Genomic DNA, 25,502 nt, shown 5'->3' with positions numbered 1-25,502 from the left:
CCCAACAGCGACCAGGCACCGCGCTTCCGGCAACGGAGCGCGGTGCTTGATCGTTTCGGTCCGCCATGACAACAAGGCACGACCGTTCATCCGGCATTCAGCCTGACGCGGCTCAATTGCGGTCCCCACTGCCTCCCCCGGGAATCGATGGCGATGCGCCGCAGCCTTCTCTTTGCGCTTCTGCTTGGCGCCGGCGTCACGATCGGTTGGCAATCAGCGGCCAATGCTGCGCCGGACTTGACGCGGCTTGCACAGGCGCAACCTGCACAGGCGCCCGCCCCGGCGCCGAGTCCGACGCCGCCTACGCCCGCTCCCGCAACACCCGCGCCTGCAACGCCGGCGCCGGCCGCGAGCGCGCAGCCCGCAGCGCCCGAGCCGATCGGCAACGTGGCGACACTGACAGGAACCGCGACCGTCACGCGCAACAGCACCGCGACGCCGCTGCAGATCCGCGACGACATCTTTGCCAATGACGAGGTCGCGACATCAGGGACCTCCTCGCTCGGCATCACCTTCAACGACGGCACCACCTTCAACCTGCGCGCCAATGCCAGGATCACGATCGACAATTACGTTTATGAGGACGGCGGCCAACAGAACAGCGCGCTGTTCAACGTCACCAAGGGAACGGCGGCCTTCGTCGCCGCCGCGGTCGCCAAAACCGGCGACATGAAGATCTCGACCCCGACCGCGACGCTCGGCATCCGCGGCACCACCGGTCTCGTCGAGGTGCCCGAAGGCGCCACCGCGACCAGCAGGAATGTCGGCATCAAGCTCTATCCCGACGCCGACGGACATGTCGGCCGCATCGAGGTCAACGACCGCAGCGGTGCCTCGCTCGGCGTGCTGACGCGCGGCGCCAGCGGCTTTGCGATTCGTCCGGGCACCGGCGGTGCCCGCTTCGCCGCGGTGCCGCTGACGATCTCGCCGCAACAGATCACGCGCGACCAGGGCTTTGTGCGCCAGGTCCATAGCGCGCAGACGCTGGGCCGCCAGGTCGTGACCGAGCAGCGCGACTTCCGCCGCGCCAATCCCGATTTCCGCAGGGCCAATCCGGCCGCGCCCTATCCGAACCGCGGCCAGCCCGTGCAGCCGAACCCGCAGCGCCAGAACGGCCTGCCGGGCCAGAACCGCAACACGCCGCAGCAGCCGGGTCAGCAGAACCGTCCGGGCCAGATGCAGCAGCCCGGTCAGCCGAACCGTCCCGGCCAGCAACCGGGCACGCCTGGCCGGCAAGGTTCGCAGCAGCGGCCCGGCACGCAGCAGCAAGGCGGCGCACAGCATGCGCTGCCCGGCCAACCCGGCGGCGCGACGCTGCCGCACGCGCCCGGCGTCCAGACGCCAGCCGGACAACAGCCGGCGGGACAACAGCCAACGCGCCAAGCCCCCACGCAAGAGCCCGCGCGCCAAGGCGGCACGACGCAACCCGGCGGACAACAATCGCCGGCACGTCAAGGCGGTCTGCAGCCCGGCCGCACCCAGGCGCCGGGCGGCGTGCGCCAGCCAGGACCACCAGCGGCCCAGCCGGGTCAATCGGGCGCGCCGCGACAAGGCACAGCGCAGCCCGTGCCGCAGGCGCCCGGCCAGATCCGACCCGGCATCCAGCAAGCCGCACCGGGCATACAACGGCCCGCGGTGCAGGCGCGGCCAGGCTTCCAGCAACGGCGCGCGCCGCCTCCGCCGCGCGGCGCGAAGCCTCCACCCAGGGACAAGCGCCAGTAACTGAGATCACAGCAATGTCGATCAAACGAGCGAATGGCGCCGGCGAGTTACGCCGGCGCCATGCACAGATCGACCAATGCCGAGCGGCAGGTCAGCCGCGCCTGGTGATCACGGCCTCCAGATATTCGCTCGGGATCACCAGCGTGCCGTCCCTGGCGATATTGAACTGGTCCATCAGGCTGAACATGTCGGCGGCGAGCAATTGCTGCTTGACCGGATCGATCGCCCCGAACGCCTTCAGCACGGGCCCGTAATAGGTGCGGAAGATCTCGAGGAAATGCTCGCGCGACCTGTAACGGAAATTGAAGTGCCTGCGCCTGGCATCGAGCGTCGCCTGCGGGCCGAACAAGGCGCCGAGATGCGCCTCGGTGCCCCACAGCGCGGGAGACTTCACGCCCGGCGCCGGCGGCACATACTTCCCGATGGTCTTGAACAGCTGGCCGATGAAACCTTCCGGCGTCCAGCTTGCGAGGCCGATCTTGCCGCCGATGCGGCAGACGCGGCGCAGTTCATTCGCCGCCTGCTGCTGGTCGGCGGTGAACATGACCCCGAAGGTCGACAGCACGACATCGAAGCTGGCATCGGCAAACGGCAGCTTCTCCGCGTCCGCTTCCTGGAACGTGATGGGCAGACGCTCCGCCGCCGCCCGCTCGCGGCCGCGCTCGAGCAACGCCGCGACGTAGTCGGTCGAGACCACGTCGGCAAAGCGCCGCGCCGCAGCCAGCGTCGCATTGCCGTTGCCGGCGGCGACGTCGAGCACCATCTGATTGCTGCGCAGGTCGACTGCCTCGCAGAGCATCTCGCCGACGATCTGGAGCGTGGTGCCGACGATCGCATAGTCGCCCGCACTCCAGGTGGCTTGCTGGCGCGCCTTGACGGCGGCAAGATCGATGGTCGGCATTTCGGTCTGAACGTTCATGTGCATCTCCTTTGAAAATGTGATGCGGCTCGCGGCGAGGCCGCCGGCTTCGCCGAAAGTCCGCGGGTTGCGCCAAAAAACGGCGTCGAGCAGTGCAATGACTTCAAATGTGCTGCGCGCTATGTGCGGCGGTCGAGCAGGACCGGGATGGTCGATGCGGCAACTATGCTCCAGTCCGAGCGATGCCTGCAGCCGTGGCTGCTACGCTGCGTCGAGGCGGCCTGCTGCGCCGGAGCTGCACGATGCTCCAGAACGACAGGTTCCTCCGCTCGGGTGAACACGGGCGAGGACAAACCCGCGATCACCAGCCCGAGCAGCGCGCTTCGCCCGATCGGCCGTGAGCAGCGGTTCCCGGCGCCCTTCGACTGGCCGCCGGCGTCGCGCGGCATCAGGCGACTGGCCTGCCGCTCGCGATGGGCGAGCATGCCTGCGACCGATTGATTGACGATCCGGCGGATCCGCAAAAGCAGGAAGGAAAAATGCCTTCGTACCTGACTTGAAATGGATTCCATGAATGAAATCGACATAATTGTTTCCTTGATCGAAGTGTGATGGCGCTCCGGATCAGGTTTGGTCGGGATACGCCATGCGACGCCGCGCAGGCGTCATTCGGCCGCAATGGGCGGTTGGACCGGATCACCACGCACCACCACGGTTGCCGCGACCTTGTAGAATTCCTCGCCCGGCATGCCGACGCAGCGCGCATGCTCCCGGATCGAGTCACCGTCACGCGCCTCGTATATGCAGAATGTGCCGATGCGACCATCCGCCTCGTGCACCACATAGCTGCGGATCCAGCGGACACGGTCCGGCATCTGCTCGTCGCCGACCCTTGCGGACGTTGCGCCGGCGAGTTCCAGCTCGCTCATGTCCGCCCAAGCGCTCGGACGGCGAATGACATAGAGTTCCATCGAAATCTCCTCGGTTGCAATTATTGAACGGCCGGCGCTCATGGCGAGCCATGATCAGCTATAGGCGCTGTCGATGCCGACTGTCCTTACCGCGGACTGATCATTGCCTGATCTTTGTCTGATCCTTGCCTGAACCTTTTCCGCCGAGCCCGCACTCATACACATGGCATTCTCATTTGGACTGTTCGAGCTTGATGAAGCTGGACGCGTGTTGCTGTGCGCGCGCCAAGAGGTCCCATTGCAGCCGCGTGTGTTCGATCTGCTGATTTATCTGGTTCGACACCGCGACCGGGTCATCCCCAAGGAAGAACTCCTCGAAGCCGTCTGGCCGGATGTGACGGTCACAGACAACTCGCTGCAGCGGGCGGTGAGTGCGTTGCGCGCCGCGCTGCGCAACGGCGGCATGGACGGCGCGATCCGAAATCTGCCGGGCAAAGGCTATCGCTTCTTCCTCGAGTCCGAGATCCGGCAGCCGGAACGCATCGACCCCAAGCAAGTCGATGGCACCGTCGGTGCAATCGGTCTCGCCCGACGCGCAGCGGCCGGACAATTGTGGTTGCAGGCAGCGACCCTGTTCGCGAGCGCGGATGAAAGCGGCCAGCTCAACGCTGAAGATCTGCACGATTGGGCGCTTGCCCTGCAGTGCCTCGGCAGGGCCACGGCAGCGATTCCGATTCTGGTTCGCGCGGTCAGCGCACGCAGCCAGGCCGGTGACGCGGCAGGCGCCACGGTCGACGCGATAGCACTCTCGGCCTTGCATTTCGAAAGCGGCCAGGCCGCGATCGGAAAGGGCTGGCTCGCGCGGGCGGAAGATTGGGCTTCAACGCTCGACGATCCTCCGACGACGGCCCTGGTGTTATGGATGAAGTCGAAACTGGCTGCTTTCGATGGCGAGCCGGAACAGGCACTCGCGTTGGCCGACGCTGCCTACACCGCCGTCAGATACAAGGATGCGATCAATATCGAAGCGCTGAGCCTGGCCTATCGCGGCTTCTATCGGCTGTGCCTCGGCGACACACACGGAGGACTGTCCGATCAGGACCATGCCGCCGCAGTTGCCCTGTCCAGCAACAATCTGGACCCGATCATGGGCGGCAACCTCTATTGCAACATCCTCTGGGCGGCCCGGATGTTCGGAGATTGGGCACGCGCCGACCAGTGGACGCGGAGCTACCAGAACTTTTGCTCGGGCAGCGGCATGGAATTGACGGGCTCGTGCCAGCTGCACCGCTCCGAGGTGCTCGGCATCAGAGGCTCGCTCGACGAAGCGCTGTCGCGCATTCAGGACGCGCTCGGACGCCTGACCAGCGATGCGCCCTGGTCGCTTGGCGATGCCAACCGGGTGCTGGGCGATATTCAGGCGGCGATCGGCAATGACGACGCAGCGCTCGAAGCCTATGACAGGGCTTACACGCTGGGCTGGTGCCCGGAGCCGGGCCGCGCCATGCTGCTGCTCGCAAGAGGGGAAGCGGAGGCCGCCTATGCAAGCCTCGAGCGGAGCCTGATCGGCAAGACCTGGTGGACGCTGCAGCGACGCGGAATCCTGCTCGCGCATCTGGCGCTGGTTGCCGCGCACACGCATCGGACCGTTCGAGCGAAGGCATTGATCTGCGAACTGTCGGGAAGTCCGGATCGCTGGCCGATGCCCTCGATCCGCGCGCTCACCAACGAAGCACAGGCGATCCTCGCGCTTTCCCGGCAGGACCATGAAACAGCCATGCGGCATCTCCATCTCGCCCGCCAGCTGTGGTCCAGCATCGAGGGGCGGGTTCAGATCGTGCGACTGAGGCTTCAGATCTCCAGCCTCCAGCTGGAGCATGGAGATGTTCGCGGCGCCATGGCCGAAGTTCATGCGGCACAGCTTCTGGCCCGTGACCTGGGCTCGCCCAAGCGTCTTGCCGAGTGTCTTGCCTTGCAGCGTGACATTGACGCCTGGCAGCCAACGGCACGACGTCAGATGTGCGGGTGATCACGCCGCGCGGCGCAGCCAGTCGCGCACGCGTTCGATCAGATTCTTGCGCGGCGTGGCCTGAGGTGCCGCGCCGGCCGGCACGACCTCGTGCACGAATGGCGGCGCTTGGTCAGGGACGACCGTCTCGGCGCCCCGCTCGGTCTCGGCAGTTGCATCGGGTGCGGCCACCGGAACGTCTTGCGGCGCCATGGCCGGCGGATCGGGCTCGCTTTGCGCGAGTGGCGGCTGATCGATGGCCGGCGTCTCCGCCGGCGCAGCCGCATCGGCAACATCAGGCGCGTCGGTGACCTCCTGCTCGTCGATGACCTGTGGCACTGCGGCTTCGCGAATCCGCCGGCGCTCTGCGGCCACGGCTCTCGCCCGCGCGCGCCGCTCGCGCTCGGTGAGCGCCGCGGCCTGCAACGCGATCGGTCCGACATTTTCCAGGAACGCGCGCTCGTAGCCGCGCGACAGACGCTCGAGTGCCGCATCGAGCGGCAGCCAGTCCACCTCGCGGATGTCGCTCATCAGCGCCCGCACCGGCTTGCCGCCGGCATCCATGCGCCAGTAATGCACCACCTTGGATCGGCCGCCTGAATCATAGACCAGCGTGCCGAGGAATTCGTGCACGTCGACGTCATGGCCGGTTTCCTCGAGCACCTCGCGCTCGGCAGCGGCGCGCGGCGTCTCGCCGTCGTCGAGCTTGCCTTTCGGCAACACCCATTCATTGCGCTTGCGCAGCCGCACCACGGCGAAGCGCTGCGGTGCGTCCCGCCGCAGCACAATGCCTCCCGCCGCCAGAACAGGCGTCCGCGCCATCTCGTGTCCATCAGGTTTGCGATTTAGGATCGTCGCACGACGATCCCGGCTACTCTAAAGCATGATCGGAAAAAGTGGAAACCGGTTTTCATGCTCAAACGATGAGCGCTATGGAAACAAGGCTATAAAGGCTTCCGCAGCAGCGGCTCGCCGCATTTGATCCGCGTTCCCTCCGCGACGTTGTCGCAGAATTCGAAATTGCCGGGCGCCAGCACGATGATCGTCGAGCCGTGTTCGAACCAGCCGAGTTCATCGCCCTTCTTCACATGCGCGTTACAGGAAAAATCCACCAGGCCCCGCGACTGCGCGTTCAGCGTGATATCGAGGAAATGCAGGCGGAGGCTGGCGACAAGGATCGCCGCGACCGGAACCAGCGTCAGTGCCTCGCCGGTTGGCAGCTTGGCGCGCAGCACCGCGCGCTCGTTCTTGCAGAACAGCCGCTCGATCCGCTTCAGCGCGATCGGATTGACGTTCCAGACGTCGCCATGAATGAACGTCACCTTGTCGATGGCAAGATCATAGGGCGCGTGGAAACGGTGGTACATGCTCGAGGTCAGCCGCAGCGTGACGAAGCGGCCGTTCCGGTGCTGCTCCACGAGCGCCGGATCGCCGACCAGATCGAGCAGCGAATAGGGCGCGCCCTTGACCTGGAACAATTGCCCGTCCTCGATCCGCCCATGCGCGCCGATGATCGCATCCGACGGGCTCGCGATGATGGCAGGATCGGCAGCGGCCGGACGCAGGCCGGGCTTGAGCTCGCGGGTGAAGCAATCGTGCAGGCTCCTGAACTCGGTCTTCTTGGCCTCCGACAGATCGAGGTCGGAGAACAGCTTCCAGCAGGCGATCGAGGCGTCGCGCACCAGGGGGTTCTCGACCTTGGAGAACCAGCCCATGAAGCGGGTCAGCGCGGCCCGCGGAATCCGGTTGGTGAGCAGGAAATTGAGGTCTTCCTGCTGGGTGAATGCCGAGATCAGGCCCTTGACTGTCATGAATCTGTTAGGTGCTGAGGCTAGCGCTTCTGTCATGGAAACATCCCTTCCGATTCTCTCGCTGTCCGCCGCCGCGCTTGCCGGCGCCGCCGCAGCTTTCCCCAAAATCCAGGCCCGCATCGCGCTGTCGCGCGCCAAGCACCGCTCGCTGACCGGACATTCCAAGATGTCCAAGATGGTCGCGCGCATGGTCCCGCACTACGAATTCGACATCGACGACTTCTTCCGCTCCGACGGCGCGCCGAAGGACGTCGCGATGCAGCGCCAGGACGGCTTCTTCCGCCTCGCCGGCCTCTACGGGGATCGCTACCCCAAGGGCCGCGCGCTGACCGCCGAGGTCACGGAGCGCATCTCCGACCTGCAGTTCACCGAAACCTACCGCGTGCCGTTCCAGTACAGCCGCCTGGTGCGCGAGCATCTCGGCACCTCGGCCTTCGTCGAGGCCTCCAGCGGCGTCACCGTCACCGACGTCGACGGCAATGTCTTCTACGACCTGACCGGCTCCTACGGCGTCAACATCTTCGGCAACGACTTCTACAAGGAGTGCATCGCCGAGGGTGAGAAGCGCGCCCACGCGCTCGGCCCCGTGCTGGGTCCCTATCACCCGGTCATTGCCGACAACGTCAAGCGGCTCTGCGAGCTGTCCGGCCTCGACGAGGTCTCGTTCCATATGTCCGGCACCGAGGCCGTGATGCAGGCGGTGCGGCTCGCGCGCTACCACACCAAGCGGAGGCGCCTCGTGCGCTTCGCCGGCGCCTATCACGGCTGGTGGGGCGACGTGCAGCCCGGCGTCGGCAACCCGGTGTCGCCGCACGAGACCTTCACGCTCGCCGACATGTCGGAGAAGACGCTGCACGTGCTGCGGACGCGCAGCGACATCGCCTGTGTGCTGGTCAACCCGCTGCAGGCGCTGCATCCCAATTCCAACGCACCCGGCGATTCCGCGCTGGTCGACTCCGCGCGTTCTTCCAAATACGACCGCGCCGCCTACACCGAATGGCTGAAGAAGCTGCGCGAGGTGTGCACCGAAGGCGGCATCGTCCTGATCTTCGACGAGGTGTTCGTCGGCTTCCGCCTCGCCGCCGGCGGCGCCCAGGAATATTTCGGCGTCAAGGCCGACATGGCGACCTACGGCAAGAGCCTGGCCGGCGGGCTTCCGGTCGGCGTGGTGTGCGGCCGCAAGGATTTGATGCGGCGCTTCCGCGACGACCGCCCGGCCGACATCTGCTTCGCCCGCGGTACCTTCAACTCGCATCCCTATGTGATGACGGCGATGGACGAGTTCCTGAGCCGGCTCGCCAGCCCGAATTTCCGCTCGATCTACAACGGGCTGGACGAGACCTGGAACGGCCGTGCCAAGGCGCTCAACGACCGCCTCGCCGCGCAAGGCTTGCCGGTTCGCGTCGGCAACATCTCGTCGATCTGGACCGTCTATTACACCGAGCCGTCGCGCTACAACTGGATGCTGCAATACTATCTGCGGGCCGAGGGACTGGCGCTGAGCTGGGTCGGCACCGGCCGCCTGATCTTCACCCTGAACTACACCGACGCCGACTTCGCCGAGGTCAGCGACCGCTTCGTCGCGGCAGCCGAGAAGATGAAGCGCGACGGCTGGTGGTGGCACAAGGCCGGCCTCACCAACAAGAACATCAAGCGGCAGATCCTGAAGGAGATGGTCGCTGTGAGGTTCGGCCGCTGAGCACACCGTCATTCCGGGGCGATGCACAGCATCGAACCCGGAATCTCGAGATTCCGGGTTCGCTCGCTGGCGCGATCGCCCCGGAATGACGGCGTTTAGGTCGTCACCGTGAAGTTCAGGCGCTGAGGCAACGCGCGGCTCCCCTGCTCCCTCGCCCCGCGCTTGCGCGGAGAGGGTTGGGGTGAGGGGCTGCATCCATAAAATCGGAAATGGACGGACTCGTGGTGAGCCCCCCTCACCCGGATCGCTGGCGCGATCCGACCTCTCCCCGCAAGCGGGGCGAGATGACGTGTACGCGCGGTCGAAGGCGCTCAAGTGATGATCCGCCGTAATCCTAAGACGTAGATGCCCGGGACAAGCCCGGGCATGACGCAGTTTGAAGACGCTGGGAGCAACGATCAGGCGTGCTTGACGTGCTTCTCGAGACCCGGATCGATCAGTTCGCCCTTCATCAGGAACAGCGGCGCCTTGTGATAGAGCTTCAGGTCGTTGAACGGGTCGGTGACGATCTTGGTCATCCAGACGAGGCCGGTCTCGACGTCGCGGATGAAGAACAAATGGATGGTGCGGAACAAGAGGCCGCCGATGCCGACCACGAGCCAGATCTTGGCCACCTGGCGGGTGAAGTCGCCCATCGTGACCCAGGGCTTGAACAGGCCGAACAGCGTCGGATCGAAGTACAGCACCATCGGCGACAGCGCCCAGATCGCCATCAGCACGACCTTGCGCTGCAGATTGTAGCCGACCTTGATATCTTCCTTGTGCTCGTGGGTCGCCTGGTTGACGTGGTCGTAGCCCTTCGGCTCGAAGAAGAAGTGACCGGCCTGGCGCGAGGTCATCGAGACCAGCCAGCCGACCAGCGCCGACACGACCGGATCGAAGAACAGCATCACATAGGCGAACAGGAAGCTCAGCGCGCTGACGAAGTGCAGGCTCTGGTTGATCCGGCTGTGATGGTAGAAGCGATGGTCATCCCAACGCTGGGTACGCAGCTCTTGCAGGAAATTCTTGATCATTGGTTCCCCCAACATCTTTCGGAACAGGATTTACAGGGATTCGATGTATCGCGTGTGACATCATCATAATGACATATGACAATGCGGAGCGACGCCTTGACGCAACCGGAGCAGGGTCTCGCCTCATCCCGACGAAATCTGCGGAGATCAGGCGAAGGAGATCGTAGCCTCCCGGCTTCGGGCGCGCTGTGCGCTACCTCACCCGGGAGGAGCGGCGGGCTGGGCCGCCTCAGGCGGCTTTGGCGACATCCGCCTTGCGGAAGCGGACCAGCGAGAAGTGGCCGAGCGGCGGAATCAGGCGGCGCTCCGCGAGCTCCATGCCGCGCGCGCCGGCGAGCCATTTGGTGTAGCGCGACCAGGCGAATTCGGCGGTCCGGAACCCGAGCGGGCGCACCACCGGCTGCAGCTTCTGCTCGATGAAGCGGCGCACGCCGGCATCGGCGCTGACGCGGGTCAGGATGATCAGTTCGCCGCCCGGACGAACCACGCGGGCGAACTCGTCGAGCGCGGCTTCCGGGTTCGGCACCGCCGACAGCACGTACTGCGCCATCACCACGTCGAACGAATTGTCGGGGAATTCGAGCTTTTCGGCGTCCATCACCGCGAGGCCCTCGACATTCTTCAGGCCCCGCTCCGCGACCCGCTTCTTGGCCTTCTCCAGCATCGCTTCCGAGATGTCGGTGCCGAAGATGCGGACGTTCGGGCTATAGAGCGGCAGCGAGATGCCGGTGCCGACGCCGACCTCGAGCACCCGGCCGCCGATCTTGTTGGTGGCCTGGATCGCGGCCTGCCGGCCCTTGCTGAACACACCGCCAAACACGAGGTCGTAGATCGGCGCCCAGCGGTCATAGGCCTGCTCGACCGTGTCGCGGTCGAAGTCCATGGAACGGTCGGCACCCAGCTTGATGATTTCAGCCATAGATCGTCTCTCGTCTCTCGTTCGATTGAGGTGTTAATTCGGAACCGCGCTGCGGCCGGCAACGCGGCGGGCGGGCCGCGGCGCGCGGCTCGGCTGCAGCGTGGCCAGATTGCCGATGAACTGACGCGCACTGTTTTCCCAGGAACGCTCCAACGCAAAATTGCGGCAGTCGGCGCGCGACATCGTCAGCGCGCGCAGGCAGGCGCTGCGCAGGTCGTTGTCGATCGCGCCGATCGGATGGTTGGCGATGACGTCCTTCGGGCCGGTGACCGGGAATGCCGCAACCGGCGTGCCGCAGGCCAGCGCCTCGAGCTGCACGACGCCGAAGGTGTCGGTCAGGCTCGGGAACACGAAGACGTCGGCGGCGGCGAGGTGCGAGGTCAAATCCTGCCCCTTCTTCTCGCCGAGGAAAATCGCGTCGGGATATTTCTGTTCCAATGCCGCCCTTTGCGGGCCGTCGCCGACCACGACCTTGGAGCCCGGCAGGTCCAGCGACAGGAAGGCGTCGAGATTCTTCTCCACCGCGACGCGGCCCATGGTCATGAAGATCGGCCGCGGCAGATCGAGCACCGCCGGCTGGTCCGGATTGAAGATCCTGGTGTCGACGCCGCGGGTCCAGAAGCCGAGCCTGCGGAAGCCGCGCTCGGCGAGCTCGCTGCGCAGCGAGTCGGTCGCGACCATCGTCATCGACCCGGCGGCGTGGAAGTGGCGCAGCACCGCGTAGCCGACGCTGTCGGGAATTCCGGTGCGAACCGAAACATATTCCGGGAAGCGCGTTGTATAGGATGTGGTGAAGGCGAGCTTGTTGCGCTGGCAATAGCCGCGCACCGCCCAGCCGATCGGCCCTTCGGTCGCGATGTGGATCGCCTCGGGCGCGGCCTCCTCGATCCGGCGCGCGATCTCGCGGCGGTTCGGCAGCGCCACGCGCAGGCCAGGATAGGTCGGCACGCCGACCGAGCGGAAACCGTCGGGAGTGAGGAATTCGATCTCGGCGCCGAGCCCGGCTGCGCTGCGCGCAAGCGACGTCAGCGTCCGGACCACGCCGTTGACTTGCGGATGCCAGGCATCGGTCGCAACGAGTATGCGCATTGCAGGAGATCCAAATCGTTAATCTTGATTCTGCTCGCACGACGTTCTGACATGGATGTTTCAAACGTATGACGTCATCGAAATGTTAGGTTGTTTTTCACGGCAAACGGCCGATTTTTCGTGTAACGTGACAGCCAGATGTCGGAGCAGAGTGAAAATCCCGGCGCCAAGCGCCGCAGGCTCAGGCGGCGAAACTCGTCGCTGCTGATCCTTGCGGCCGGCATGCTTGTGTTCGGCCTCGCCGCCGGCGCGCTGTATTACGCGCTGCGTCCGGTGACGCTCGCGATCGCGGTCGGCCCGACCGGCAGCGAGGACGTCAAGCTGATCCAGGGCTTCGCCCAGGTCTTTACGCACGACGGCAGCTCGGTGCGGCTGAAGCCGGTCACGACGCAGGGCTCCGCCGAGAGCATCGCACTGTTCACGGCGAACAAGGTCGACCTCGCGGTGGTGCGCGGCGACCTCGATCTGCCCGCGAGCGCCGAGTCGGTTGCGATCCTGCGCAAGAATGTCGTCGTGCTGTGGGCGCCCTCGGGCGCCAAAGGCAAGCGGCGGTCCGCGAAGATCAAGAGCATCGACGATCTCGCCGGCCACAAGGTCGGTGTGGTCGGCAGCACCCAGGCCAACGTCACGCTGCTGCGGGTGATCCTGACCGAGTCCGGCGTCAACCCCGACAAGGTCGCGGTCAGCCAGTTCGCCGTCAACAAGATCGCCGACCTCGCGCGCGACCCCTCGCTCGATGCCTACATGACCGTCGGCCCGCTCGACAGCAAGATAACGGCGGAAGCGATTACGGCGACGGCGGCGGCGCGCGGCGAGCCGGTCTTCCTCCCGGTCGATGTCTCGGAGGCAATCGCGCAGAAGCATCCGCGCTATGAGTCCGAGGAGATCGCCGGCAGCATCTTCTCCTCGTCGCCGGCGCGGCCCGAGGACAAGGTCGAGACCGTCAGCGTCAATCACCTCATCATCGCGCAGCATGCGCTGAGCGAGGCGACCGTCGGCGCGCTCGACCGGCAGCTGTTCACGCTGCGCCTCCAGGTCGCGCGCGATCTGCCGGCGGCGGCAAAGATCGAGAAGCCCGACACCGACAAGGACGCCGCGCTGCCGGCGCATCAGGGCGCGGCCGCCTATATCGACGGCACCGAGCGCACCTTCCTCGAAAAATACTCCGACTACATCTGGGGCGGCATCCTGCTGCTCTCCGGCCTCGGCTCGGCCGGCGCCTGGCTGCGCCACTACGTGAAGCGCGACGAGCGCGAGCACTACATCACCCATCGCGACAATCTGCTGACCCTGATCTCGCAGGTGCGCGGCGCCGAGACGCCGGAACAGCTCGCCGCCATGCAGGGCGACGCGGATGCCCTGTTGCGCGAGGCGCTCGACTGCTACGACGACGGCGCGATCGAGGAAGGCGATCTCTCGGTGATCGGGCTGACGCTCGAGCAATTCCATCACGCCGTCTCCGACCGCCGCGCCGTGATCAACGGCGACAAGCCGGGCCTGCCGCGGATGCGCGCCGGCTAGGCCGCGTGCACGCCGAATTGCACCGAGAGCAATGTGCACCGAGAGCAATGTTTGGATTGCGCATGCAGGCGCGCGTGGCCATGTTGAGTACATGACCACAACGCTTCGCACGACACCATGATCACGTCCATCGTCGCTGACCTGCCCGGACCTTTCGTGCTCGCGGTTGCCTTCGCCGGCGTCTTCCTGATCGCCTTCATGAAGGGCGCGTTCGGCGGCGGTTTTGCCATCGTCGGCATCCCGCTGCTGTCGCTGGCGATGGACCCGATCGCGGCGGGCGCGCTGCTGGCACCATTGTTCGTCGTCATGGACGTCACCGCGCTGCGGTTCTGGCGCCCGAGCACGTGGTCGCGCATCGACCTCGCGATGCTGCTGCCGGCGCTCGTCGTCGGCATCGGCCTCGGCTATTTCGTGCTGCGCGATCTCGACCGGCATGCCGTCGAGATCGTGATGGGCGTGGTGACGCTGGTGTTCGCCGCGCTGTGGCTTCTCGGCGGCGGCGAGATCAAGCCGCGTCCGCGCTCGACGTTCAAGGCGACGTTCGCCGGCCTGTCCTCCGGCGTCACCACGATGGTGGCCCATTCGGGCGGGCCGCCGCTTGCGATCTATCTGCTGCCGCTCGGCATGCCGAAGGCGCTCTACGCCGGCACCACTAGCCTGTTCTTCACGGTCGGCAACCTCTTGAAGGCCGGCCCGTGGCTCGTGCTCGCCACGCCGTCGCGCAGCCTGTGGATGCTGATGGCGCTTTGCGTGCCGGCGGTGCCGGTCGGCGTCTGGGCCGGATGGCGGCTGCACGAACGTCTCGACCAGCGCGCGCTGTACCGCGCCTGCTACGCCATTCTGGTCATCACCGCGGCCAAGCTGCTGTGGGACGGATCGGCCGGATATCTCAGCTCCTGAACGGCGAAGGTGCTGGCTCCTCGTCAGGAGGAGTGCCTGCTGCGGACGGCGCTCGCGGCAACGGCAAGAGGCGCAATGTCCTGGCGCGGCGCGGCCGCGTCGTCCGGCGCAAGGCGCTCGCGCGCCACGAAGGAGAAGCGGCTGCGCAGCTTCAGGATCGGCTTCTCGATCCAGTGCCAGGAGAACGCGGCGAACAGCGTGATCAGCAGCAGCGCAATCGCGAACTGAACGATCACGGGCGCGTGCGGCAGCCATACCCGCACCACCTGCTGCACCGGAAAGCCGTAGAGATAGATGCCGTAGGAATAGTCGCCACGCGAAATCAGCGGCAGCCGCGGCAGCTTCGAAACGCCGAGATAGGCGGTGATATAGACCAGCGCCGGGGCGATCAGCAGATTGAGCACCGGCTGGCTCATCCAGTCCGCCGGACCGAGCAGCGCGGCGCCCGCGCAGAGCGCGCAGCACGCGGCGAGAAGCCATCCGTTGTAGGGAATGCGGTCACGATAGAGATAGATCGCGATGCCGAGCATGAACGCGACCGGCAGCTTCGCGCCGCGTCCGAGGAACGGCGCCGTGCTGAAGATCCTGTCATGCAGCGTGCCGGCGACCCCGGCGGGCAGTTGCGAGGGTTGCGCGCCATGCCCGGCGAGTACGAGCGCAAGGCCGATGCCGACCAGCACGAGCGCACCGAGCACGATGAGCGGCGGCTTGCGCAACAGGCCGAACAGGATGAACACCGTCATCAGCGCGTAGCAGCCATATTCGAACGGCACCGTCCACAGCGAGCTGTTGACCTCCGGCGCGGGATTTCCGCTGAACACGCCGGGCAGGACGTAGTTCACGAGGCCGATGATGTTGGTGAAGTATTTGTAGGTGCCGAAATTGGCGAAATAGTCCGACAGCGGCAGCGCGGTGAAGATCGGCCCGAGGATCAGTGCCGACAGCACGATCTCGACCGCAAGCGCCGGAATGATCCGCATGCCGCGATTGGTGAGAAATTCCTTTAGGGAGAGCCGCAGGCCGCTCGCCGCGATCAGAAAGCCGCTCAGCGCGAAAAACATCACGAGAATGGCGTAGTGCGGAAACCAGGCGATCCACGCCTGCTCGCCGTCGCCACTGCCGCTCGCGACATAGGGCGCGTGGGCGGCGACGACGGAAATCGCCAGTGCGATACGGAGAAAATCGAACCCGGGGCCGAAGCCCTTCTGCCGATCCAGCATGCTGCCGATCGTGTGCCCCAGCATCATTTCCACTCCATTCCGAAACAATGCGCTGGGACAGCAAGCACCGTGCCAGGAAGACTGTCTTGCGGCGGGACACCCCCTTCCCGGCAACCCGGCCTTAACCGTGCGACGAAACACGCACGAAACAATTCCCTAACGGCACGAAACCATTTTGGCGATTTCGTGCAAACGTCCTGAAACGCCTCACCTGTACTGCTTTGACCCAACGACGCGCCGGAACTGGCGCGCAGGGCGCAAACAACAGGGGTCGACAATGTTCAATTCCATCAAGCTGAACTCACGTCTCGCTGCCGCCGCCTTCGGTGCGCTGGCGATTGGCACCGTCGCTTTTTCGAATTCCGCCGCGGCCGCTCCGCTGCCGATGTTCCCCTTCATCCTGACGCCGCCGACCGAGGCCGTGCAGCCGCCGGTGCAGTCGATGCCGCAGACGCAGGAGGAAGACCGTTCGGTCGAGTTGCCCGCCCGCCTGCGCCGCCAGGTCGTCGCCTATCCGACGCGCGAGGCGCCCGGCACCATCATCATCGACACCCCGCACACCTATCTCTATCTCGTGCTCGGCAACGGCCAGGCCATGCGCTACGGCATCGGTATCGGCCGCGACGGCTTCACCTGGTCGGGCACCCAGACCATCACCAAGAAGGCGGAGTGGCCGGATTGGACGCCCCCGCCGGAAATGATCGCCCGCCAGCCCTATCTGCCGCGCCACATGGCCGGCGGCCCCGGCAATCCGCTCGGCGCCCGCGCCATGTATCTCGGCGGCACCATCTACCGCATCCACGGCACCAACGCGCCGGAGACGATCGGCACCCGCGTGTCCTCCGGTTGCCTGCGCCTGACCAACGCAGATGTCTCCGACCTCTATTCGCGGGTCAGCGTCGGCACCAAGGTGATCGTGCTGCCGATGACCGACCGCCGCGCCGATCTCGGCTCGGCCGTCCGCTAGGTCTCGCCCTTCCAAGGCGTCCTTAACAAAGGCGTCCTCGACGACGGCTCCGGCATTCTCGTGCCGGGGCCGTTGTCGCGTTCATCAACCTTAACGCCTTCGCCCCTGAAGCAGCTTGATCCCGCCACACTGGCGCCCTCGTCGGGGGGCCTGTACAAGCCGTCAAGTTGATTTTCATCCGGGGGAATGATGCGTCTACCGATGCATCCAAGGACGATAGCGCTCGGGACCGCGGTGGTGCTGGTCTCGTTCGTGATCAGCCTCAAGGCAATGGACTGGCTCGCGCCGAGCGTCACCGTGCAGAAGCCGAAGCTCGCAGAGCTGCCGCCGCTGCCGCAGGCGCCGCGTTCCTCGACGATCGTGGCGCAGGTCTCGGTCGCGCTGTCGGCGATCCGCGACGCCGCCGAACGCGGCGCGCCGAAGACGTTCGGCGGCAAGGCCGACAACCCGGTCCAGCAAATCCTGCAAAATGCCGACATCGGCTGGACCGCATCGCGCGGGCCGATCGCGGCCACCGGCGCGCAGGACGTGCTGACGCTGACCACCCCGATCAACGGCACGCTCAAGGTCACCGGCGCGTTGTCCAAGGCAACCGGTGCGGTCAACGACGCGCTCGGCAGCCTGCTCGGCGGCAATGTCGCCAAGCAGATCGGCGCCGTGAACATCAAGAACATCAACGCCAACGCCGAGATCAAGGGCAACGTCACCCTCACCGCGCGGCCGAAGCTCGGCGCGTCCTGGCGGATCGAGCCGAACCTGCAGGCACAGGTCAATCTCGGCGACACCAGCCTGTCGACGGCCGGCGTCCGCATCAGCGTGCCGGCCCAGGTCAAGCCTGTCATCGACAAGGCGGTCGCCGACCAGATTTCTGTGGTCGAGGCCCGATTGCACAACGACCCGGTGTTCCAGAACAACGCCCGCACGCAATGGGCCAAGGCCTGCCGCTCGATCCCGCTGCAAGGCACCGGCGGCACCACCTCGATGCCGCCGATGTGGCTCGAGCTGCGACCGACCCGCGCGATCGCCGCGCAGCCGAAAGTCGATGCGTCCTCGCTGATCCTGACGATGGGGATCGAGGCCGAGACGCGGATCACGGAGGCGCAGACCACCCCGAACTGCCCGTTCCCCGAAAAACTCTCGATCGTGCCGCCGATGCCGAGCCAGGTCGCGATCGGCCTGCCGGTCGACCTGTCCTTCACCACGCTGAGCCAGCTGGTCGAGGCGCAGCTCAAGGGCAAGACCTTCCCCGAGGACGGCTCCGGTCCGGTCGACGTGACGGTCAAGAGCGCGAGCATCGCCGCCTCCGGCGACCGGCTTCTTATCTCGCTCCTGGTGCACGCCAAGGAGAAGGCCAGCTGGTTCGGGCTGGGCGCCGAGGCGACCGTGCACATCTGGGGCCGGCCGCGGCTCGACCAGCCGTCGCAGACGCTGCGGCTGACCGACGTCGAGCTGGCGGTGGAATCCGAGGCCGCGTTCGGCCTGCTCGGCGCCGCCGCACGCGCGGCGATCCCGCACATGCAGCAGACCCTCAACGACCGGCTGGTGGTCGACCTGAAGCCATTCGCGACCAACGCGCAGCGCAAGGTCGCCGCCGCCATCGCCGACCTGCAGAAGAACGAGGAGGGCATCCGCGTCGACGCCGAGGTCAACAGCATCCGGCTGGCCGGGATCGACTTCGATTCCAAGACGTTGCGGGTGATCGTGGAAACCGACGGCACCATCAAGGCCGCCGTCACCGCGTTACCGGCGCTGTAGGACACTGCCCGAGCGGATTGCTCTCTTACCTCGCCCCGCTTGCGGGGAGAGGTCGGATTGCGAAGCAATCCGGGTGAGGGGGTACAGGTCTCACGACAATCGCCACCCGTGGATAAGGCCCCTCACCCCAACCCTCTCCCCGCGAAGAGCGGGGGAGAGGGGGAACACTTGCCGCGCGCATGCTCAAAAAGTCGTCTTTGCGACAGCTTGTCGCAGCGGCTAGAACGCCCCGGTGGAAGCAACCCTCAACGAAAAAGTCAGGGAGAAAAACACGATGAAAACACTCTTGGCCGCAGCGGCGGCCGGCCTCGCGCTCGCGGTCTCAGCGACCGCGGCGAACGCCCAGATCTCCGACGACGTCGTCAAGATCGGCGTGCTCACCGACATGTCGAGCCTCTATGCGGACGCCACCGGCAAGGGCTCGGTCGCCGCCGTCGAGATGGCGGTCGCCGATTACGGCGGCAAGGTGAAAAGCAAGCCGGTGCAGGTGATCGCAGCCGATCACCAGAACAAGCCCGACGTCGGCGTCAACATCGCACGCAACTGGTACGACAACGACAAGGTCGACGCGATCCTCGACGTGCCGACCTCGTCGGTCGCATTGCCGATCTCGGCGCTGACGCGCGAGAAGAACAAGATCCACATCAATTCCGGCGGCGGCTCCTCCGATATCACCGGCACCGCCTGCTCGCCCAACACGGTGCACTGGACCTACGACACCTATGCGCTATCGAACGTCGCCGGCAAGGCGATGGTCAAGCGCGGCGAGGACACCTGGTTCTTCGTCACCGCCGACTACGCCTTCGGCATGGCGCTGGAACGCGATGCCGCCAATGTCGTCAAGGAGAGCGGCGGCAAGGTGCTGGGCGACGTGCGTCATCCGCTCAACTCGTCGGACTTCTCGTCCTTCCTGCTGCAGGCGCAGGCCTCCAAGGCCAAGGTCGTGGCGCTGGCGAATGCCGGCGGCGACACCACCAACGCGCTGAAGCAGGCTTCCGAGTTCGGCCTGACCCAAGGCGGCCAGAAGATGATCGCGCTGCTGCAGGAGATCACCGACACGCATTCGCTCGGCATCAAGGCGACCCAGGGCCTGATCGTCACCGACGCCTTCTACTGGGACATGAACGACGAGACCCGCGCCTTCTCGAAGCGCTTCAACGAGAAGGTCGGCCATATGCCGACCATGATCCAGGCCGGCCTCTATTCGGCGACCATGCATTACCTGAAGGCGATCGAGGCCATCGGCACCGACGAGGCGCCGAAGGTGATGGCCCAGATGCGCGCCACGCCGGTCAACGACTTCTTCGCCAAGAACGGCCATATCCGGATCGACGGCCGCATGGTGCACGACATGTATCTGTTCGAGGTCAAGAAGCCCGAGGAATCCAAGGGCGAGTGGGACCTCTACAAGCTGAACGCCACCGTGCCCGGCGACGAGGCGTTCCGCCCGCTCGACAAGGGCGGCTGTCCGCTGGTGAAGTCGAACTGACGGCCACGCCACACCGGATCGCATCCAGCGATGCGATCCGGTCTCTCCGCGCATCGCAGACGGAATTCCGCGGCTGCCATGCCGTACCCCGCAAGCCGGAGCGAAAGTCACTGCAGGCATTACGCCTGGAAGACCCGCAGCGTTGCGATCTGGAATGGACGCAGCGCCAGGCGGCATCCCCGATCCTCGGTCGGCAAGGCCTCGATGCGGTCTTCCAGGGTGTTGCTGATCCACACCGACGCGATGTCGACGCCGAAATCGAGCGCCGCGGCGGTGCGAATGCCGGCGCTCTCGTAAAGCCGCACCACCCAGCCGTCTCCATCCTCGGCGGGCTTGATCGTATCGACGATCACGTTGGCCGGAGATGCGGTCAGGAACGATCGTCGCAACAGCGCGCCAGGGCGCCCTTTGGTCCACAGCACCGGACGCTCGAACCGCAAGGCGCGCCCGACCGTGTCCGCGCTGCGCCAGTCGCCGTGGTGGGGATAGATCGCATAGCGCATCCGGTGCCGCCCGATATCGGCCTGCGGATCAGGCAATTCGGAGCCGCGCAGCAGCGTCAGCGCGAGCTGGTTGCCGAACGCCGAATAGCCGTGACGGCAGTCGCTGAACAGCGACACGCCGAAATCCGGCTCGGCGAGATCGGCCCAGCGATGCCCGGGCACCTCGTACTTGGCCGCATCGGCATCCGCGTTGGCATGGGTCGGCCGCTCGGTTGCGCCGAACATGGTTTCATAGGTTGCGTTCGATGCACGGCAGGCGACGGGGAACATGACCTTCAGCGCCGTCTTGCGCTCCTGCCAATCGACCGTGGTTTCGAATTCGAGATGATCGGCGCCGGCATCGAGGCGGATTACCTGCACGAGCCGGCTTGCGCGTCCGAGCCCGCGCTCGAAACGAATCTCGCCGCGCAGCCCGCCATCCGACAGCACGGCGCAGCTCACATCTCCTGTCACCTCGCGCGCGGTCTCCAGCGCGAACGGATCGATATCCCATGCCTCGAAATCGAGCGGCCGGTCATCGAGCAGCAGCAGCCGGGCTGCCGGCGATGCGAAGGTCTCGCGGCCGGTCGCAACATGCAGCAGCGACCGAACGAGCCCGCTGCGATCAATGCGCACTTCGAGCCGCGCGTTCGACAGCACGAAGCCGTCCAGATCGGCGGCGACCACAACGCGATCGTCGGTCGTCGTCGTTTCACCCGCCGCAAACGGCGCGGCGGCGATGTGACGAAGCTCGCCGTCGGGGTCGGACGCGACCTCGGCGCGCGCGCAGCCCAGCGTGTTGACGGGTGTCCAATTGCCGTCTTCGGGATCGCACAGTGTCGCCAGCACGGCTTGCGTGCGACGCCCGGCCTCCTCCGCCACGCCAGCGAGTTCGACCTCCGCACGTTCATAGACCTCGCGGATGCTGCTGCCGGGAATGATGTCGTGGAACTGGTTGACCAGCAGCGTGCGCCACAGCGCTTCGATCTCCTGTGCTGACGGTGCCGGTTGCCGGCAGGCAGCCGCGACCGTGGTCACGAATTCGAGGGCCTGAAGGCCGGCCTCGCAAGCGCGGTTGAGGCGCTTGGTCTCGGCCTGCGTGGTGTAGGTGCCACGATGATATTCGAGATAGAGCTCGCCTTCGATCGTTGCCAGATCCGGCGCTGATATCGCCAGGCGGTCGAAGAACTCGTCGACGGAGCGAATCTGGATTCGCGGCAGCCCCTGCAAGTCCCTTGCGCGCTGCAACGTCTCGAGCATCGTCTCGTCGGCACCGCCGCCGCCGTCGCCATAGCCGAACAGATAGAGTGCGTCGGACGAACGGTCGGCGTCCTTGTAATTGGCGGCGTGATAGCGGAGCTCCGCGACCTGCGCCGATCCGTTGTAGGTGTCCGCCGGGGGGAAATGCGCCAGCACCGTGCTGCCATCCAGTCCGCGCCAATGGAAGCTGTGATGCGGCGGTGAGGTGAACTTGTTCCACGACAGCTTCTGGGTCAGGAAGCGCGACATCCCCGCGGACTGCATCAGCTGCGGCAGCTGGGCGTCGTAGCCGAACACGTCGGGATTCCAGAACACGCTGGAGCGCGCGCCGAACGTTTGCTCGAAATAGCGCTGACCATAGAGGAACTGACGGCAGATCGACTCGCCCCACGGCAGATTGCAGTCCGGCTCGATCCAGCTGCCGCCGACCGGAATCCATTGGCCGGCGGCGGCCTTGGCGCGAATTCGGGCGAACAGGTCAGGGTCATTCTGCTCGATGACGGCGTACTGATAGGCCTGCGAGCAGGCGAACTTGAAATCGGGATAGCGCTCCATCAGCGCCACCGCCGTGGAGAAGCTGCGTTGCGCCTTGCGCCGGGTTTCCGCCAGCGGCCACAGCCATGCCGTGTCGAGATGGGCGTGGCCGATCGCCGACATCTCGTGGGTGATGCTGCCGTTTCGTGCCGCGAGCAGGCCGTCGAGGATCGCCCGCGCCGCCGGCCATGTCGCGCGATCGTCGGGATCGGTGATGTTGCAGATACGGTTGAGATCGTGCAGCAGGCGCCCCGCCCAGGTCCGATCCAGCGCCGGCTGCGCCGTCTCTCCGACAGCGCCGTATGACCTCGACTTTGTCGTGGGATCGCGGTCAGCCTCGAGCTGGCGCAGCACCTCGTAGTCGAAATAGAATGCCGTGGCCTCGGAATCGAAGCAGCGCAGCTCGCAGGCGACCAGCGCGTAGGCCTGCGGATCGCTCCAGGACGCACCGAACAGGCCGTTGCAGGCCACCTCCACATGGAAGCTGATCGTCTCCCCGCCGCTCGCCGACTGAACGAGCGGCGCGGTGTGGCGGCCGGGATTGAGACCCTGCGAGGAACGTCCGTTGAGCCAAAGCAGCGCTTCCGAGCGGCTGTCCCAATACAGATCCACGCGCGTGCCGGCCCAGGCCCGCGGCACCTCGGCCACGACCCGCACCCAATAAGTCGCCCATAGCGGTCCCAGCGTCTCGCCCAACGGGACCGGCCGATAATCGAGCTTGAGCGCCTCCTCGAGGCTGATCCGCTCGGTGGGACCGGCAAGCGCGAGCGAAGTGACCGGCACGCGGTCGGCATGAATCTTCTGTTGCAGCCGCTCCGCAAAGCCTTGCAACCGGCGCCGCGTGTATTGCGGGTAGCGGCCGCGAATCCGGGTTACCGCTGGATCGCCGCTATCGCGGTCCCTGTCATTCATCAGGTTCTTCAGCCATTTGACGAATGATCACGTGAGGGTTGATGATGATTGCAACGCGCTGTCCGAATTGGATCGCCTGACCTACTCCCTACACTCTTCCCAAATTTTATCCATCCGGCCAGCAAAAAAGCGCGCCCGGCAGCAACCGGACGCGCTCTTCTCTTGCAGGTGACGCGATGCGTTAGTCGGTCGAATACTTGAATTCCGGCATCGCCTTCAGCTCATCCTTGCTCGCATTGAACACGGCGTGATCCGGATACCAGGGATTCGGCTTCGACGTCGCCGCCGCAGGGGCCGCGCCCGTGGTGGTCGTCTTGCTGGTGCTGCCGGCGCCGGTGTTCGAGGCGCCGGTATAGGCGATCGGCTCGTTCACGAACTTCACCTTGTCGATCGGGACCGCGACCAAGTGCTCGCCGACGCCAAGGAAGCCGCCGACGCCGATCACGACCGCCTTGATTGTACCGCCCTTCTCCATCAGCAGATCATTGATCGAGCCGACGCTTTCATTGGCATCGTTGTACACGCTGAGGCCGACGACCTTCGACGCGCGCCAGTTGCCCTTGAACGAATCCGGCGACGTGGCTGACGTCGACGCCGCAGGAGACATCTTGTCGCCCTTATCGGTTGGCGTCTGCGCAACGGCGACGGTTGCAAGCAGCGCGGTGCCGGCGAGGCCGGCGATGATGGATTTGACCAACATTGATGGCTCTCCTCTCGCAAAATCGATGCTGGGAAAACCCGTCATCTTCGCAACCGTTCCTAACGGACCTGCGCTCAAAAGCCGCTTAAATGCCGAGGAACGGGGGTGAGGACCTTTCAGCGCACGGAAACGCTGCGCCGCTTGACGAAAGGTATCGTGATCTCTCAAGTGAGCTTGCGGTTGAGCCTCACGACTGCGCCGGACGCGCAGTCCATGATGTGACGATGTTTGGCTCACTAAGTCGTCCCGGCGAACCGCGCTGCACAAGCCGCGCGCTCGTCCCAGCGACCGCATCATCGATCGGCGAGCGTCGTCATGCGCGCATGTTGCCGCGCGATCAGAAGCCGCCCCAATAGGGCGGCACGCCGTAGAAGCGATGCAGCTCGACTTCCTGCGAGCGATCGCCCCAATCGAAATCCTTGTCGGCACGGAACGACGGCGCGCGCTTCAGCTCCTCGTCCTCGATGTCGAGCTCATAGGCCTCGAACTTCGGGTTGTAGTGCAGCCGGCCCCAGGGCAGCGGGATCAAATTGGTTCCAATGCCCAGGAAGCCGCCGAAGCTCAACACCGCGTACGATACCTTGCCGGAGATCTTGTCGATCATCAGCCGCTCGATATGGCCGATCATGTCGCCATTGGCCCGGCGCACCGCCGTCCCCTCGACCCGGTCGCTTGCAATGAGCTGATGCGGCCTGGTCTCGACCTCGACAGCCATCTCACCCTCCTTGACCCGAAAGAGAAATAACGCGTCGCCGGGGTAACGGGTTCCGCCCCCGGATATGACAGCCGCCCTTCCCCTTCTCCGGCCGCCATAACGACCAGGGGCCAGAGGGTTCTGCCCGCATTTCAGGGCATCAGGATTGATGACAGAACGATAACTTTTCTGCCTGCGGCCGACCTGTTAACCCGGATAGCCGGGCAAGATTTCAGACACATACTGAAACAAAATTCCTGAGCCGCTTTCCCCGAATCACGGACAAAAGATCGGTATGACCCAGGCTGCGCCCAATATCCTTGTCGTCGAGGACGACCGCGAGACGCGGTCGCTTATCGCAAAATATCTCCGTACCAATTCTTGTCATGTCACGACCGCCTCTGACGGCCGCGAGATGGCCAAGGCGATGACCGACCACCGCGTGGATCTCCTGGTGCTCGACGTCATGCTGCCCGGCGAGGACGGCCTCAGCCTGTGCCGCAAGGTGCGGGCGGAATCGCAGACGCCGATCATCATGCTGACCGCGCGCGGCGAGGACGTCGACCGCATCCTCGGCCTCGAGATGGGCGCCGACGATTACCTGGCAAAGCCGTTCAACCCGCGCGAGCTGCTGGCGCGGATCAACGCGGTGCTGCGCCGGCAGGCCGCCGCGCGCAACGCCAGCGCGATCGAGGGCGCGACCACGCTGACCTTCCTCGGCTGGCGTATCGACATCCGCCTGCGCGAGCTGCGCAACCCCGAAGGCGCGCGCGTCGCCATGACCAGCGCCGAGTTCGACCTGCTGCGCACCTTCTGCGAGCGGCCCGGCCGCGTGCTGTCGCGCGACAGCCTGCTCGACCTGACCCAGGGCCGCAGCGCCGGCTCGTTCGAACGTTCGATCGACGTGCTGGTCAGCCGCATCCGCCGCAAGATCGAGCCCGATCCGCAGGAAGCCACCATGATCAAGACGGTGCGTTCCGGCGGCTATGTGTTCACGCCGAGGGTGGAGGCGGTTGCCGCCACGAACAATTGAC

The 25,502-nt window shown here is 65.6% G+C and carries 21 protein-coding genes; 9 read left to right on the top strand and 12 right to left on the bottom strand.

The genetic code is table 11. From position 1 onward, the window contains the following. Positions 1-153 precede the first annotated feature (153 nt). On the top strand, positions 154-1,722 hold the full coding sequence (locus Q2M23_RS00815) for a FecR domain-containing protein (protein WP_410469680.1): 1,569 nt from the start codon (positions 154-156) through the stop codon (positions 1,720-1,722). Positions 1,723-1,813: 91 nt separating this feature from the next. On the opposite strand, the gene Q2M23_RS00810 is transcribed toward Q2M23_RS00815, so the two are convergent. The 3 genes from Q2M23_RS00810 to Q2M23_RS00800 form a co-directional block, all read right to left on the bottom strand. Then, a complete protein-coding gene (locus tag Q2M23_RS00810) occupies positions 1,814-2,641 on the bottom strand; it encodes a class I SAM-dependent methyltransferase (protein WP_076824088.1) in 828 nt (275 codons plus the stop codon). A gap of 119 nt (positions 2,642-2,760) precedes the next feature. Further along, on the bottom strand, positions 2,761-3,168 hold the full coding sequence (locus Q2M23_RS00805; protein WP_316393690.1) for a hypothetical protein: 408 nt from the start codon (positions 3,166-3,168) through the stop codon (positions 2,761-2,763). A 78-nt stretch (positions 3,169-3,246) separates the two neighbouring features. Continuing rightward, the gene (locus Q2M23_RS00800; RefSeq protein ID WP_316393689.1) at positions 3,247-3,552 is read right to left on the bottom strand and encodes a nickel-binding protein; all 306 of its coding nucleotides are present in this window, start codon (positions 3,550-3,552) and stop codon (positions 3,247-3,249) included. 163 nt (positions 3,553-3,715) lie between these two features. Here Q2M23_RS00800 and Q2M23_RS00795 point away from each other — a divergent pair, with 163 nt between their 5' ends. Next, positions 3,716-5,521, top strand: coding sequence for a winged helix-turn-helix domain-containing protein (locus Q2M23_RS00795; RefSeq protein ID WP_316393688.1), 1,806 nt, complete (start codon positions 3,716-3,718; stop codon positions 5,519-5,521). Here the strand turns inward: Q2M23_RS00795 and Q2M23_RS00790 are convergent, their stop codons facing one another. Next, positions 5,522-6,322, bottom strand: coding sequence for an NUDIX hydrolase (locus tag Q2M23_RS00790; RefSeq protein ID WP_316393687.1), 801 nt, complete (start codon positions 6,320-6,322; stop codon positions 5,522-5,524). It abuts the gene before it with no gap. Between the two features lie 122 nt (positions 6,323-6,444). Continuing rightward, positions 6,445-7,311 (bottom strand): archaetidylserine decarboxylase, encoded by an 867-nt coding sequence (gene asd / locus Q2M23_RS00785; RefSeq protein ID WP_316393686.1) that lies wholly within the window; start codon positions 7,309-7,311, stop codon positions 6,445-6,447. A 34-nt stretch (positions 7,312-7,345) separates the two neighbouring features. On the opposite strand from asd, the gene Q2M23_RS00780 reads away from it, so the two are divergent. Beyond that, positions 7,346-9,010, top strand: a complete 1,665-nt coding sequence (locus Q2M23_RS00780) for an aminotransferase class III-fold pyridoxal phosphate-dependent enzyme (RefSeq protein WP_316393685.1) — start codon at positions 7,346-7,348, stop codon at positions 9,008-9,010. A 398-nt stretch (positions 9,011-9,408) separates the two neighbouring features. Here Q2M23_RS00780 and Q2M23_RS00775 read toward each other — a convergent pair whose 3' ends face one another. From Q2M23_RS00775 to Q2M23_RS00765, 3 genes are all read right to left on the bottom strand, one after another. Beyond that, complete coding sequence (locus Q2M23_RS00775) at positions 9,409-10,026, bottom strand: hypothetical protein (protein ID WP_057014961.1); 618 nt, start codon at positions 10,024-10,026, stop codon at positions 9,409-9,411. 229 nt (positions 10,027-10,255) lie between these two features. Next, entirely contained in the window at positions 10,256-10,945 is a 690-nt protein-coding gene (locus Q2M23_RS00770; protein WP_316393684.1) for a class I SAM-dependent methyltransferase, read from the bottom strand. Between the two features lie 33 nt (positions 10,946-10,978). Continuing rightward, positions 10,979-12,034, bottom strand: coding sequence for a glycosyltransferase family 4 protein (locus Q2M23_RS00765; protein ID WP_028332589.1), 1,056 nt, complete (start codon positions 12,032-12,034; stop codon positions 10,979-10,981). A 138-nt stretch (positions 12,035-12,172) separates the two neighbouring features. On the opposite strand from Q2M23_RS00765, the gene Q2M23_RS00760 reads away from it, so the two are divergent. Beyond that, on the top strand, positions 12,173-13,555 hold the full coding sequence (locus Q2M23_RS00760; protein ID WP_168857512.1) for a TAXI family TRAP transporter solute-binding subunit: 1,383 nt from the start codon (positions 12,173-12,175) through the stop codon (positions 13,553-13,555). Between the two features lie 117 nt (positions 13,556-13,672). Then, positions 13,673-14,455, top strand: a complete 783-nt coding sequence (locus tag Q2M23_RS00755; protein ID WP_076824231.1) for a sulfite exporter TauE/SafE family protein — start codon at positions 13,673-13,675, stop codon at positions 14,453-14,455. A gap of 23 nt (positions 14,456-14,478) precedes the next feature. Here the strand turns inward: Q2M23_RS00755 and Q2M23_RS00750 are convergent, their stop codons facing one another. After that, the gene (locus Q2M23_RS00750; RefSeq protein ID WP_253589609.1) at positions 14,479-15,699 is read right to left on the bottom strand and encodes an acyltransferase family protein; all 1,221 of its coding nucleotides are present in this window, start codon (positions 15,697-15,699) and stop codon (positions 14,479-14,481) included. 253 nt (positions 15,700-15,952) lie between these two features. On the opposite strand from Q2M23_RS00750, the gene Q2M23_RS00745 reads away from it, so the two are divergent. The 3 genes from Q2M23_RS00745 to Q2M23_RS00735 all read left to right on the top strand — a co-directional run bounded on the left by Q2M23_RS00745 (position 15,953) and on the right by Q2M23_RS00735 (position 19,886). Then, positions 15,953-16,642, top strand: coding sequence for a L,D-transpeptidase (locus tag Q2M23_RS00745; RefSeq protein WP_076824069.1), 690 nt, complete (start codon positions 15,953-15,955; stop codon positions 16,640-16,642). Between the two features lie 189 nt (positions 16,643-16,831). Continuing rightward, entirely contained in the window at positions 16,832-18,397 is a 1,566-nt protein-coding gene (locus tag Q2M23_RS00740) for a DUF4403 family protein (protein WP_316393683.1), read from the top strand. Positions 18,398-18,671: 274 nt separating this feature from the next. After that, positions 18,672-19,886: an ABC transporter substrate-binding protein gene (locus tag Q2M23_RS00735; RefSeq protein ID WP_316393682.1), complete on the top strand. Its 1,215-nt coding sequence runs from the start codon at positions 18,672-18,674 to the stop codon at positions 19,884-19,886. A 119-nt stretch (positions 19,887-20,005) separates the two neighbouring features. Here Q2M23_RS00735 and Q2M23_RS00730 read toward each other — a convergent pair whose 3' ends face one another. The 3 genes from Q2M23_RS00730 to Q2M23_RS00720 form a co-directional block, all read right to left on the bottom strand. Next, positions 20,006-23,074, bottom strand: coding sequence for an alpha-mannosidase (locus Q2M23_RS00730; protein WP_316393681.1), 3,069 nt, complete (start codon positions 23,072-23,074; stop codon positions 20,006-20,008). Between the two features lie 181 nt (positions 23,075-23,255). Further along, positions 23,256-23,774 (bottom strand): PRC-barrel domain-containing protein, encoded by a 519-nt coding sequence (locus Q2M23_RS00725; protein ID WP_057014954.1) that lies wholly within the window; start codon positions 23,772-23,774, stop codon positions 23,256-23,258. Positions 23,775-24,111: 337 nt separating this feature from the next. Further along, positions 24,112-24,489: a PRC-barrel domain-containing protein gene (locus Q2M23_RS00720; RefSeq protein ID WP_028344225.1), complete on the bottom strand. Its 378-nt coding sequence runs from the start codon at positions 24,487-24,489 to the stop codon at positions 24,112-24,114. 274 nt (positions 24,490-24,763) lie between these two features. Between Q2M23_RS00720 and Q2M23_RS00715 the strand changes: the two genes are divergently transcribed. Next, entirely contained in the window at positions 24,764-25,501 is a 738-nt protein-coding gene (locus tag Q2M23_RS00715) for a response regulator (RefSeq protein WP_018273044.1), read from the top strand. Position 25,502: the final 1 nt, after the last annotated feature.

The organism is Bradyrhizobium sp. 33ap4 (assembly GCF_032654765.1).
Classification (GTDB): domain Bacteria; phylum Pseudomonadota; class Alphaproteobacteria; order Rhizobiales; family Xanthobacteraceae; genus Bradyrhizobium; species Bradyrhizobium australafricanum.
Note: the sequence above shows the minus strand (reverse complement) of the source record. Positions and strands in the feature narration are given on the sequence as shown.